Source organism: Nostoc sp., from assembly GCF_036917135.1.
Classification (GTDB): domain Bacteria; phylum Cyanobacteriota; class Cyanobacteriia; order Cyanobacteriales; family Nostocaceae; genus Nostoc.
On the sequence record NZ_JBALEA010000063.1, the window covers coordinates 115496 to 129520 of the forward strand.

General features: G+C 41.0%; 8 protein-coding genes, 1 tRNA gene and 1 CRISPR repeat array. Of the genes, 7 read left to right on the forward strand and 2 right to left on the reverse strand.

Translation table 11 applies throughout. The annotated features are described in order from the left end of the window. Positions 1-2511 (forward strand): BsuBI/PstI family type II restriction endonuclease, encoded by a 2511-nt coding sequence (locus tag V7K50_RS19215; protein ID WP_334962734.1) that lies wholly within the window; start codon positions 1-3, stop codon positions 2509-2511. A 77-nt stretch (positions 2512-2588) separates the two neighbouring features. On the opposite strand, the gene V7K50_RS19220 is transcribed toward V7K50_RS19215, so the two are convergent. After that, entirely contained in the window at positions 2589-4673 is a 2085-nt protein-coding gene (locus V7K50_RS19220; RefSeq protein ID WP_442944629.1) for an RtcB family protein, read from the reverse strand. Positions 4674-4973: 300 nt separating this feature from the next. On the opposite strand from V7K50_RS19220, the gene V7K50_RS19230 reads away from it, so the two are divergent. From V7K50_RS19230 to V7K50_RS19240, 3 genes are all read left to right on the forward strand, one after another. Then, positions 4974-5861 (forward strand): class I SAM-dependent methyltransferase, encoded by an 888-nt coding sequence (locus V7K50_RS19230; protein ID WP_334962736.1) that lies wholly within the window; start codon positions 4974-4976, stop codon positions 5859-5861. Then, on the forward strand, positions 5858-6586 hold the full coding sequence (locus V7K50_RS19235) for an HAD family hydrolase (protein ID WP_334962738.1): 729 nt from the start codon (positions 5858-5860) through the stop codon (positions 6584-6586). Before V7K50_RS19230 ends, V7K50_RS19235 begins: the two co-directional genes overlap by 4 nt. Positions 6587-6651: 65 nt before the next feature. Next, a tRNA-Ala gene (locus V7K50_RS19240) sits at positions 6652-6724 on the forward strand. Positions 6725-7012: 288 nt separating this feature from the next. Then, a CRISPR array of direct repeats spans positions 7013-7499; the repeat unit is 37 nt; unit sequence CTTTCAACCCACCCCTAGTCGGGATGGTAATTGAAAC. 495 nt (positions 7500-7994) lie between these two features. Here the strand turns inward: V7K50_RS19240 and cas12k are convergent. Further along, a complete protein-coding gene (cas12k, locus tag V7K50_RS19245; protein WP_334962739.1) occupies positions 7995-9902 on the reverse strand; it encodes a type V CRISPR-associated protein Cas12k in 1908 nt (635 codons plus the stop codon). A gap of 162 nt (positions 9903-10064) precedes the next feature. Between cas12k and V7K50_RS19250 the strand changes: the two genes are divergently transcribed. The 3 genes from V7K50_RS19250 (at position 10065) to drmD (ending at position 14015) form a co-directional block, all read left to right on the forward strand. After that, the gene (locus V7K50_RS19250; protein WP_334962741.1) at positions 10065-10226 is read left to right on the forward strand and encodes a hypothetical protein; all 162 of its coding nucleotides are present in this window, start codon (positions 10065-10067) and stop codon (positions 10224-10226) included. 50 nt (positions 10227-10276) lie between these two features. Next, positions 10277-10402, forward strand: a complete 126-nt coding sequence (locus tag V7K50_RS19255) for a hypothetical protein (protein WP_334898891.1) — start codon at positions 10277-10279, stop codon at positions 10400-10402. 391 nt (positions 10403-10793) lie between these two features. Next, the gene (gene drmD / locus V7K50_RS19260; RefSeq protein ID WP_334962743.1) at positions 10794-14015 is read left to right on the forward strand and encodes a DISARM system SNF2-like helicase DrmD; all 3222 of its coding nucleotides are present in this window, start codon (positions 10794-10796) and stop codon (positions 14013-14015) included. Positions 14016-14025: the final 10 nt, after the last annotated feature.

Consider the following 14025-nt stretch of genomic DNA (forward strand, 5'->3'; position numbering starts at 1 on the left):
TTGTCGAAATCTTCTGCCAGAAACTTACTTGGTCAAGTAGACCTTCTGAGGATTGCTGCAAGCTTGAAACAGGAGCAAAAACAGAAGGGAAAACTTGGACAATTTTTGACTCCTGCTCCAGTAGCGGAATTAATGGCTGGGATGTTTGATAAGCTTGATCTTCCTCAAATATCTCTACTTGATGCTGGTGCAGGAGTTGGCTCATTACTTGCAGCTTTTGTGGCTAACCTTTGTCAAAGGAAACGACGTCCAGCCAATTTAGATATTGTTGCCTATGAAATTGATCCTTTTCTGATTGTGTATTTGCATCAGACATTGAAATTATGTGCCAGAGAATGTCAAATAGCTGGGATCTATTTCAACTATGAGATTCGAGATAGGGATTTTATTGAGGATGTCGTCAGGCTTCTTGGACTTAGTTTATTCGATAATCCTGACAATCGCAGATTTACTCACGCTATTCTCAATCCCCCATATTTAAAAATTAACGCTCATTCCAAAGTTCGTGGTTTGTTACGTTCTATAGGATTAGAAGCCAGCAATCTATATACAGGTTTTATCGCTGCTACAGTTCAACTTCTTGAATCAAGAGGGCAACTTGTAGCTATCTCGCCGCGTAGTTTCTGTAATGGTCCATATTTTAGAGACTTCCGCAGAATGTTTTTGGAAATGATGGCTTTAGACCAAATACATATTTTTGAATCCAGACAGGAAGCTTTTAGTGATGATGAAGTTTTGCAAGAAACAATTATCATTCATGCTGTCAAACAAAAACCAAAATTTGACAATGTACTCATCAATACGATATCGAGTGTTGATGATGATTTTATTATGTCAAATGACTCACCTTATACAGAGGTAGTTCATCCCGACGATTCGCAACAATTCATCCATATTATCCCAGATACACTAAGTCAGCAGGTCATTCGACAAATGGCGAATTTTACCTGCACATTAAAAGACCTTGGATTGACCGTATCAACTGGACGTGTTGTAGATTTTCGTGCCAAAGAATATCTGTGTTTAATGCCAGAAAAAAACTCTGTTCCTTTGATTTATCCATTGAATTTCTCAGGAGGATATATTGAGTATCCAAAGGTAACTAGAAAACACCAAGCTCTAGTATATACAGAACAAACAGTCTCTCTTTTAGTACCAAATGAAAATTATGTATTGACCAAACGATTTTCGTCAAAAGAGGAAAAAAAACGAGTGGTTGCCGTTGTATATGATGCTAACCAGATTGATTGTTATTGGGTAGGTTTTGAAAATCATCTTAATTATTTTCACAAAGAGGGAAGGGGACTAAATCTTACCCTAGCACGTGGTCTTACTGCTTATCTTAACTCTAGCCTCGTGGACACATTTTTTCGTTTATTTAATGGTCATACTCAGGTTAATGCAACTGATTTACGAAATTTAAAATATCCTACAATAGCACAGCTAATAACCGTGGGGCGATGTATTACTGAGTATTTCCCATCACAGAAAGAAATTGATCAACTTGTGCAAGAAAAGTTACTGAGTATGAGCAGTCAGTCTGAAAACAACCCCTTAATAATTAAAACCCGTATTGATGAAGCACTACAAATACTAATTGAACTTGGATTTCCACGGGCACAACTTAATGAACGTTCAGCCTTAACCCTTTTGGCTCTACTTGACTTAAAGCCGACTGAACCTTGGAAAGCTGCTGCATCTCCCTTAATGGGAATTACACCAATGATGGAATTTATGGCACAGCACTATGGCAAAACATATAAACCTAATACGCGGGAAACTGTTCGCCGTCAAACAGTCCATCAATTCTTAGACGCAGCTTTGATAATTGCAAATCCAGATGCTCCTGACCGCGCTATTAACAGTCCCAAAACGGTATATAAGATTGAAGAAAGTGCGCTTGAGCTATTACGTACTTATAGAACCACTGAATGGCAAAAGAGCCTTGGCACTTACCTTGCTTCATCTGAAACTTTGAAAAAACGATATGCTCAGGAGCGGGAACTATCACGTATCCCTATTGTGATTGAGGGGAAGATAAAAACCTTATCTCCAGGTGGACAGAATATTTTGATTGAGAAGATTATTAAGGAGTTCGCAGAACGTTTTACACCTGGAGGAAAATTGATTTATGTTGGTGATACGGATGAAAAATTTGCCCACTTTAATGAAGTTGCCTTGAGAGATTTAGGCGTTACTGTTGATTCTCACGGAAAAATGCCTGATGTGATTATCCATCATCTAAAAAATGATTGGCTAGTTTTAATTGAAGCTGTAACTTCTCATGGCCCAATTAACCCTAAACCAAAGAAAGAACTGGAAGTTATTTTTGTTGATATAAAAATTCCTCTTGTAATGGTAACAACCTTTTTAAGTCGGAAAGCGATGGTGGAGTATTTAGCTGAAATTGCTTGGGAAACCGATGTTTGGGTTGCTGAAGATTCTACTCATCTCATTCACTTCAATGGACAATACTTATTACAAGCTTACAAAGTAGATAGAGATTTTTAAACAGAATAAACTATAAGAGGGCAAATAATTTGCCCTCTCTCTCATATTTTTGGCAAATTGGGATATTCTCTACAAATTTATCCTTTCACACAAAGAACTTGCTTGAGTGTTGCTACAACCTCAACCAAATCTGCTTGATTTGCCATAACTTGTTCTATGGGTTTATAAGCACCAGGAATCTCATCTAAAACTCCCTCATCTTTGCGGCATTCTACGCCATTTGTTTGCTCTATCAAATCATCCAGTGTATAGACATTTTTTGCCTTATTTCTAGACATCAAACGCCCTGCACCGTGAGAACAAGAACAAAAACTATGGGCATTACCTTTACCCTTAACGACGAAAGACTTTGCCCCCATGGAACCAGGAATAATCCCATAGTCTTCAGTCTGGGCGCGGACTGCACCTTTACGAGTAACGTATACATTCTCATCAAAATGCACTTCTTTTTCGGCATAATTGTGATGACAATTAACCTGCAATAAAGGTTTAGTTGCCTTCCCACCTGCTATATGCCTCTCAACTATGTGCTTAAAACGCGCCATCATCACATCGCGGTTGACACGCGCATAGTTTTGTGACCATTGCAAATCATGCCAGTATGCTTGAAATTCTGGCGTACCTGCGACAAAATGAGCCAAATCAGGGTCAGGCAATTTATTACCAGCCATTTTTGCTAATTCTCTGGCTGTGTGAATATGACACTGGGCGAGTTTATTACCAATGTTACGCGAACCAGAATGCAGCATCAGCCAAACTTGATTCTCTGTATCGAGACACACTTCAATAAAGTGATTTCCTCCACCCAGAGAACCCATCTGTTTCATTGCTTTACCTTGGAGGTCTTGCACACCGCGATGCAAGTCTTTAAAATCATCCCAGTGTTGCCAATTGCTGACAGATTTTTCAACGTCTTTGTTTTCGTTGAATCCAGTCGGAATTGCGGCTTCAATATCCAGGCGGATTTTCTTTAGTTTACCTTCTAGTTGTTCGGCGGTAAATGATGTTTTGATAGCGCTCATTCCACAGTTATGAACAAATACTCCGGCTTTCAGCGCGAAATTATGGTACTGCGGTACTGTTAGACAGTAAACATCCTCTGTGTAATTTAGTGGATTTACTGCTACAACTTTGTGATTGCATTGATGTTCTTTTCTGCGGTGATTGTGGAGTCCAATTGGAGTTTTGACATCTATACCACAAATCTCACAGGTATAGTATCGGTTAGCAATCTCTTGAGACTTTTCTCTCCCTTTTTCACTCTTATTATATTCAACTAGATATTGTTTACCCCGATTACCATTACCTGCGACTGCATTTTTAAAATGCTCTGGTTGGTGTTCCATGTACTGAAGGATATTTTTAGTTCCCCGTTCAGCATAGTATTGGTATCCTTCTGGAGTTTTTGCTTTTTGAGCAAGGGATGCAATTCTTTTCTCTTCAAATTCGGCAATGAATTCAAGATTCTCTGGTCGATGATCAGATTCATGGAAATTCTGATGATGAATAACTGTTTTCTGTCCCTCAAATCTCGGAATCTTGCCGAGTAATCCAGACCTGGCAATAATCCAGTGTGCTTTTTGCCATTTGCTGGAGTATGGCTGACTAATCAGGGTGTAACCATCTTTGTCAGTCTTGGAATAAAAGGGCATTAAGGAAGTCTCTGCTTGAAGCAACTGAGCTTCTTTATAGGTTCCGTCCCGAAGCATGAATTGGTGATCGGGAGTACAAATAATTTCTTCGCCATTATCCAGAATCACTTTCACTAATGAAGCATTTCGTCTAGTCAACTTAGCAGTTGCTTGAGCCGCAACGATTTTTCCTGTTGGCGTACAAGCATAAACAATAAATTCTTTACCCCAATCCATTAGGTCTTTAATACGATAGGATTTACCATCCACTACAGGAATTAAGGTATCTCCTATGAAGCAACCAATATCCACACCGACAGCAGCTGGTATAATTGCCTCTTTCGTCGCAATTACAGAACCCACTAAGGCACCTTTTCCTAAGTGAACATCTGGCATCAAAGCTATGTGCTTAAACACAAATGGTAATGATGCCATATTCTTTGCCATCTTGGTTTCTTCTGAACCCAAAGAGTGATTTGCCCAAGATAAAACGGGTGTTGGTGTGGTAATTTCTAACTTTTCGTAAGGCATAATTTTTCTATTTTTGATTTTAAATTTTAGATTGGGTATAGGGCACTGATAATTATCGGTATGACTTATAACCCATTACCTAGTTAGTTGTAGCAATTTAAATGTTGCATTGTCTTTCATTTGCCTAGCTCAATTTTCGGGGAGCTGAAGAACTACTTTTAGGGAATAACACGTCAATACTACGAATATACTACAAAAAGTTATAAGTGTCAAATCGATGCCACTGGAAGAAAAGATGTATTAAAATTTGTAAAGAAAATAACGATGATTGAAATAATCCTTTACAAAAACTGACACAATATGGCAGTGCGTCAAGATACAATCTGGGAACGTTTTTTATCCCCTGTAGTGCGTCTTTTGATTGATGAAGACGGGTTGCAGCGTTACGCTGATAGTATTGACTGGGAGAAACAGAGCGATCGCTATCGACGAGATGATGTGATAATTCCGCCATACTACAGTAATCAAAACTTTCACGGTGTTACAGGTGGATATCTCAATTCCGATGCAGCAGTTACTTACGATCCCATTACCCAATACGTTCTACCGCCGAATGAAACTATTGTCCGTCAGGCTTTAGTTGATGCCGTCAAGGTGAAACCACGACGCATACTCGATTTAGGTTGCGGTACAGGTTCCACTACTTTAATGTTAAAGCAGGCTTTCCCCGAAGCGGAAGTTATTGGTTTAGATTTATCACCCTATATGCTGGTAAGGGCGGAAGATAAAGCGAGAAATGCTGGTTTAGATATAGTCTGGCGACACGGGAATGCTGAAAAAACTGGTTTGAAGGATGCAACATTTGATCTGGTGACAGCTTCTTTACTATTTCATGAAACACCAGATGCGGTGTCTCTAGAAATTTTGCGAGAAAGCTTCCGGTTGCTGGTAACTGGGGGGCAAGTATTAATTCTGGATGGGAATCAAAAAACTCTGCGTCAGTTAGAATGGCTTAATGATGTTTTTGAAGAGCCATATATTCGTGAGTATGCTGCTGGTAGTATAGATGCGAATATGGGTGCAGCCGGATTTGAAGCTGTGCGATCGCAGGATGTATGGTGGATTAATCAGGTAACTAGCGGCGTTAAACCAATAGCAACCGAAAATATCCGTCGGTATACTCCCGCATCAATAGATAATAATGATTTGGAGGGACTTGGATCTCCAGTATTTGGCATAATCGCATGAGTTTAAAGGCAGTTCTCTTTGATTTTAATGGTGTCATCATTAACGATGAGGCAATCCACCTGCAACTGATAGATGAGATTCTCGTTAAAGAAAATCTCCAACCCCAAAAAGTGAGTGAGCGTCAAGCTTCTCTTGGATGCAGCGATCGCGCTTATTTTGGGCAACTACTCGCTAATCGTGGTAGAGTAGCTAACGAAAACTATTTAACTCAGTTGTTGTACCGCAAAGCCCAAGCCTATGTGGTGGAACTAGAGAAAATCGAGAAACTGCCTTTATATCCAGGCGTAGAAGACTTAATATTTCAAGTGCGATCGCGGAATCTGAAACTAGGATTAGTCAGTGGCGCGATTCGCCAAGAAATAGAATTGGTACTCCACCGCGCTAAACTAGCCGAGCATTTTATAATTATTGTTGCGGGTGATGACATCACCACCAATAAACCAGAACCCGATGGTTATTTATTGGCAGTGAAACGCCTGAATAAAGAATATCCTGAATTAAATCTTCAACCATACGAGTGTCTGGCAATTGAAGATACTCCAGCAGGTATCGAAGCGGCGAAGCGATCGCAAATGCAAGTTGTCGGTGTGGCGAATACTTACCCATTCCATATACTCCAGCGCTGCTGTAACTGGACTGTTGATTATCTCAGTGATTTGGAACTCGAACGCGTCCAGAAAGTTTATTCTCAAAAAGAGCCTCAGCCATCGGCAACTGAATGTTAGAATACTATATGGTGATGGTGTATCGAGTTAATGAGTAATATTACTCTTGACTTAGTACAGATTTTGGGGAATTAGCTCAGTTGGTAGAGTGCTGCGATCGCACCGCAGAGGCCATCGGTTCAAATCCGTTATTCTCCATTTGTTTATAAATGTACATTCGCACATTATATGTCGCAATTCGCAGATTAATGTCGTTTTTCTCAAATTGATGTCGCTGGGACTATTTTTCGGAGTCAATTCGATTATCCTGAGTTTTCGCAAATTAATGTCGTTTGATCTTACCATTGACTACACAATAAGTTATTAATGCAAGTGCATTATTCGATTATTTATATTTGTTCGATCGCAGCACTCCTTTCAACCCTCCCATGATCAGCCCTATTTTATAACCATTTTAAAGTCTTATTAAGACAAGTTAACAACCTATCTTCAACCCACCCCTAGTCGGGATGGTAATTGAAACTTCCTGAATTTTCCTTCAAGCCCACAATCTCCGACTGGATACTTTCAACCCACCCCTAGTCGGGATGGTAATTGAAACACAATTTCTAATTCAGAACGAGAATTACTGTTTAATCTTTCAACCCACCCCTAGTCGGGATGGTAATTGAAACTTCAAGTATTACCCCACGCCTACGATGCGATTTTTAGCTTTCAACCCACCCCTAGTCGGGATGGTAATTGAAACTTGATCTTTGCGATGTTTTAGATTCAAAGGATGAATACTTTCAACCCACCCCTAGTCGGGATGGTAATTGAAACCAATGGTTGGTTGCACGATGAGGATGATGTTGAATTCTTTCAACCCACCCCTAGTCGGGATGGTAATTGAAACCTTGAATGTACAAGTATTCGGGTTGAGAGATTGCAGGATATCTTTCAACCCACCCCTAGTCGGGATGGTAATTGAAACCCCGCCCGTCTAGACCCTTGCCAATACAGGTTTCCAGATGCGATTTTGGCAGACCTGTTTAAAAACTTGTTTTTCTGCTCTCAAGTGAGGACATTCATTAATACTCAAATGAGTCAAATCAATACTGGACAAGGGATTCAAGATTTTGGCAGACCCCCAGGGTTTTTGCCCTCGCTTTGGTTCGCCAAAAAAAATGTTTAGGAGGATTCCCCCGACGAAGGGGGTGATTCAGTAGCCACCACTGTGGAAATCCACATCGTTATAAATAACGACTATGGCTAAAAGCCTTACTCCTTATTGCTGGGAGCGCACCTATCTCATCTATAGAATTCTACAGATGGCAGCATCAGAAGCGGGCAGCTACCAGGGTCAGAAAGCATGACAGTCTTCCAACTGCCAAACTAACCCAGATTTTTCACAGTACAGAGGCTCTAAAGAACATGAACTGCGGCACTGTTGTATCCATATTATATTTTCAAGGTTCGGATTAGTAAACTAAATTAGTGCAGCTTGACGTTCTTGGTAAGCAAAGAGGGCTAAATCTCGCGCTTTTTCCTGTGGACTGCCTCTAATTGGCTGTGTCCCCATTTCAGTAGAGATTCCAGCTTGTGCAGCTTGAGATTGAATACTCTCGATTAATCGTCCATAACTCCAGCGATGAACGCTAATCCGATATTCTTTGGCGTATTTTTGTTGAGCTTCCTTGTAACCAGGACATTTTTTTTCTGCTTTGGATTGAATTTCACTGCTGATTTGCTCCCGCATATCCCGCAGTTTGGGAAGAACTATGCTATCAGCTTGATAGGTTTTTGCGATCGCAATTATTGCATCAGCTAACAATCTATCCACATATTGCCCTAATTCTGATTCACCAAATGAATTTGGCGCATTCTGTTTCTGAGCTTTGTGACGTTCGTGAGATAGGCGTTGTTGTTGTTGTCGCTGACGATTCAGAAGATTGTAGTTTTCACCAAGTAGTTGTTTGACACTGCGATAAGCTAGAACTTCATTTTTAACAACATCTACCACAGCTACTGTGACTGGTTTTTCTAGTCCAAAACTAACGCCTATTAGAATTGAGGGTTTACCTTGATAATTAGGTTTACTGGGACGAGGAAAAGGGTTATTAATTCGAGCTAGTGTTGATTGCTGACGAGTAATAAAAGCTTGTTGTTTATCGTTGAGATCATCTTTCTGTTTTGTGCTATCTAAAGTTTTAGCAATTTTCGTAATTTTCTCTTCAACTACTTGTTTAGTTCCCTCATTAGTCCACATCCTAGTATCTAAAGAACAGTAAAGATGTAGCTGATTTACTTTCCAGGCTTCACCTTTATCTTTACCTAGAAGCCAACCAAGTCTTCCTGAACGCAGAGTGAACAAACTACTTGAGTGTTGGTTTTTACTATTGCGTTTAATTTCTTGATCTTCTAGGAAGCGTTGGAAATAGTGCAAATGACGTTGATCGCAGTAAATCTCAAAAGTAAGTTTTCCCAAACCATTGAAGCGAACAAAGAGACGATTTTTATTATTTTTTAACCATGTCATATCTTCGTTAGATTCGTAAGCCACAGGAAATGGGACAATAGCCGTTTTTCTTAAAAGTGCTGCTTGCCAAGCTTTTGCTTCGTTTTCATTTTCAGGGATATTGAGAGTCGCCATTTCTAAAGTTTCTAACCACTCTTCTCCTGTCAAATCTCTACCTTTAGGTATGCGGCTTTGGAGTTGGTCTTTTAATCGCTCTATTTCTATTTCCTTTCTGCGCTTATTTCTCGTAAATTCTTCTGGGTTTTCATCCAGTTCACTAATTTTACAGTTATTTTTGAGCAGATATGCTAGAGCGCAACGAGTAAGAGGGTCTTGTGCTTCTTCGTAAGTGTTTAAGAGAATTTTGAAAAGTGAAGATGTTTTAGCTTTTGTAGATTTTTTAGTCTTTTTGCCCTTTTTCTGGTTGTTATTCTGATCAGACTGAGGGGTAAATTTGCTAAGAAGTTCAGTGGCTTTAGTCCGAATTACATCTAAGCTGCATTGACTTTCTTGTTGCAGTTCTAGATCGCTTTTGAGGATTTTTAGCCAACGCTGTTTCCCTTCTATTTGGTTCTTTCTTCGTTTCTGTAATGCGAACCAGGATTTATACAAATATTCCACTAAAGCGATCGCTGAAGTGTAAAAGCGTCCAGGTTGACCAGCAAAACGCTCTTGAGTTTTGAGGGAGTTACCAAGTTTTTTAAGTAATTCAGTAGGTATTTTGCCTTCTTCTAGCCAGGTTTCAAATTCTGGGTGCTTTCCTACCTGTAGCAACAATTCATTGATAAGTGGTGTATTTTTTTCAGCCATAAGTTCCCACAGTTGACGGAGAGTGTCTTCTTCCGCAACCAAGCGACATTGAATTGTAATAACGCTCATGGTGTCCTCAGCTTTGTAGATTGGGTAACACTGACAGGATTGTTAATTGTTTTTTTACTTCTAATATTATAGCGCAATGCCGCAATAGCGCAATGCCGCAAATGTTTTTTTACTGAGAGGCTATGCAAAAATGAAAGCCGCAAGCTTTGGCTTCAAATTAGGATGGCAGAAGAAACTAGAGAAGTTCGGGGGAGACTCCCTAAAAACTTAAAAATCGCTTTTGAAATTGCCTGTGCGCGTCTGGAATTGACGCAGACTGCGGCTTTGGAGGAGGCTATTAAGGAATGGTTGAAAAAACATGAGTCTACGTCTAGTGACAAATAAAGTCACTTAGAAGCGATAGACGTTTTATTTGGGTTAACTAATTCTTCGTAATGGCGGCTATATTCTGGAACCGTTTTGGTTCCGGTAATTCCTATCAAAATCCTCAAGAGACGGTGCAGTGCGATCGCAATTTCTCATCAAATCTGACTACCACAATCACATATAAGCCTGACTAACTGGGTTGGAATTTATAGTAACATCCGTACTAATGCTGATACGTTTTACAGGATAAATTGCTACATTTTAAACATACAACTTGGTATACTTGCTCACGCTTATAGCCATAATTATGTATGGCTTTGATGGGCAAAATATATCAATATTTCATTAAATAGACTCAAATGGTTTAAATAATGTAAATTAATATGCTCTTAAATTAAGTATTAAAAAATACATTAGTTTTTGGCTAAGTAAATTTACAAGTATTTTAAATCCTAAATTTTTATACTCAATTAAAATCTGCGGATTTGTAACTGTAAGCGATCGCTTAACAGGTAATTTTTCATGCAAAAAATAGCTTCTCTGTGATTGGTGCAGGGGTTCCAACAGGGCAAAGGGGTGTAGGGGATGAGTGTTGCTACTGGTCAAATTGTGCGGGTGCGATCGCGGCAGTATCTTGTAGAAGATGTAGTGGCTAAACCTTTGGTGAAGGAAGACACTTTAGTTTGCCTTTCGTGTTTAGAAGATGACGCGTTAGGAGAACAGTTAGAAGTTCTTTGGGAAAGAGAAGTTGATGCCAAAGTCATAGGTAAAACTTCGTGGGAGTCCATAGCAAACCGAGGTTTTGACAATCCCCGTTTATTTTCGGCTTATCTCCATACTCTGCGCTGGAATTGTGTTACCTCAACTGACCCAAAACTGTTTCAAGCACCATACCGTGCAGGTATTGAAGTCAAAGCTTACCAGCTTGAACCGCTACGCAAGGCTTTATTAATGCCTAGAGTTGCTTTGTTTATTGCTGACGATGTTGGTTTAGGGAAAACCATAGAAGCAGGTCTGATTTTAAGAGAGATGTTGATGCGGCAAAAAGTTCGCCGTGTTTTGATTTCCTGTCCGCCGTCGGTTGTACGGCAATGGCAAGAAGAAATGGAAAGCCGCTTCGGGCTAACTTTTGTAATTTTTGACCGTGAGTTTGTAGCTAGTCGTCGTCAAGAACGGGGTTATGGAATTAACCCTTGGACAACTCACAGCCGCTTCATTATTTCTCATGCTTTGTTACGCGATGAAAGCTATGCTGCTCCTTTGCGTGATTGGTTGGGAGATTTTACAGGCGCATCAATGTTGATTCTTGATGAAGCACACAACGCAGCCCCAGCTAGTGGTACGAAGTATGCTGTAGATTCTCAACTCACACGCACTGTCCGCGATATTGCGCCACGCTTTGAACATAAATTGTTCCTTTCTGCTACGCCCCATAATGGACATTCCAATAGCTTTGCAGCTTTGTTAGAAATCCTCGACCCGCAACGGTTTTGTCGAGGTGTACCCGTGCGCGATCGCAAGCTTTTAGATACGGTGATGGTGCGGCGGTTAAAGCAAGATTTACGGGAGATTGGCGAAGAGTTTCCCGAACGGCGGGTTATTCCTATTGTCATCGATCATCTTCCAGAAGATGCACCGGAATTGAAGCTATCGCGCTTACTACAAGAGTATCGCAACCTGCGGGAAGAACGACTCAAGGAAGCATCAAGGTCAACCCAAAATGCGGCGATGTTAGTAATTACCTCGCTGCAAAAGCGTCTGCTGTCTTCTATTGAAGCTTTTGCACGCACTTTAAAAGTTCATCGTGTGGCGATTGAAAAGCAATCTATTAACCGTTCTGGAAACGCCATCGATAATTTACCGTTGCTGTTAGAATCCCCTGGTGCTGACGATGAACGGGCTGAACTAGCAGAAGAAGAAGTACAAGCAGAAGAAGATACTCAGGTAACGGTGGCTACTGGGCAGGCTGCAAGCTTTGGGTTAAGCAGTCGGGAATTGGAAATTTTAGAAGAGATGACCGATGTAGCCAACCAAGCTAGATATCAAGCAGACCCACGAGTTGAAAATTTAGTGGCTTGGATTAAACAAAATCTCTGTCCTGATTTGGGTAAACCTAATGCTGCTTGGGTAGAGAAGCGAGTCATTATATTTACTGAATATACAGATACCAAACGCTACTTGCAGCAAAAACTCCAAGAAGCGATCGCAGGTTCAGATAAAGAACGCGATCGCATTGATGTATTTCATGGTGGTATTGGAGAAGAACGCCGGGAAGCTATCAAAAATGCCTTCAATGCTGACCCATCGCGTCACCCCCTCCGCATTCTCATAGCCACAGATGCAGCACGGGAAGGGGTCAACCTGCAAAACAATTGTGCTGACCTATTCCATTTTGATGTGCCTTGGAACCCGTCGAGGATGGAACAGCGTAACGGACGTATTGACAGGAAATTACAGCGATCGCCTGTTGTTCGCTGCTACTACTTTGTTTTAGCGCAACGGACAGAGGACAAAGTATTAAAAGTGCTAGTGAAGAAGACCGAAACAATTCAAAAAGAATTGGGAACGCTTTCGCCAGTTGTGCAGAAGAATTTATCGCGGTTATTAGAAGGTGGTATTCGCCACAATCAGGTAACTAATATTACTGCTTCCATAGAACAAGCCGATTTACCTAACTTACAGATAGTAAATGAGGAATTGGAAGAAAATCGACTGCGGAGAGAAGAATTAACCAAGCAATTATCCCAGTTGCAAGAGATGCTGAAAACGTCACGGGATTGGTTGGGACTGAGTGACGAACACTTCCGCAATGCTATTTCTGCTTCTTTAGAAATTCTCGGCGCGACTCCTCTGACCCCAGTCAATAGCAATGAAGCTTGCCAAGACTCCGCAACTGCACGTTGGACGCTTCCACCCCTTGACCAACGCGCAGATCCCACATGGGCGAATACTCTTGATACCTTAAGACCACCACGCAAGAGGGGGCAAAAGCCTTGGGAATGGCGACGGGAAGCACCGATTCGTCCGGTGGTATTTCGCGATCCTTGTTCCTTAGATGGGGATGTAGTTCACCTGCATTTAGAACACCGAGTTGTACAGCGTCTTTTAGGGAGATTTTTAGCGCAAGGGTTTTTACATGACGAGTTAACCCGTGCTTGCGTTTGCCTCACTGATGACCCAATTCCTAAAATTATCGCCTTGGGACGCTTATCTGTTTACGGACAGGGTGCATCACGGCTGCATGACGAAGTAATTGCGATCGCTGCGGAATGGTCTGATCCAGTAGCTAGGGGACGCAAGAAACTACAACCCTTCAATGAAGGCGAGAAAAAGAATGTAATGGCTTTATTGGAAGATTCTTTAGCTTCCCTTCGTTTGCAAAAAGCATCTGAGACGGTCAAAGCATTGCTAAAACAGAATGCTGCCCAAGATATTGATGATTTGATTCCCCATTTAGAACGTCGTGCTAATGTTTTAGCTCAAAAGGCTGGGAAACAGTTAACCGAACGGGGCAAGAAAGAAGCTGCGGAGATGAAAAAAATTCTCGAACAGCAGCAGCAGCGTATTAGCCAACGCAAAAAGGAAATTGAAGAAACTAAAGCTATCCAGTTATCGATTCCATTTGCAGAGTTCCCAGTCGAGGAAAAACGGCAGTTAGACGCAGACCGCCGCCACTGGGAAGAGCGACTGAAGAAACTTGTTGAAGAGATTAATTCTGAACCTACCCGAATTGAGGCTTCCTACGAAATTAGGGCGGTGCGAGTTGAACCTGTGGGATTGATTTATTTGTGGCCAGTTTCGGGTTAAGGGGGTGAAG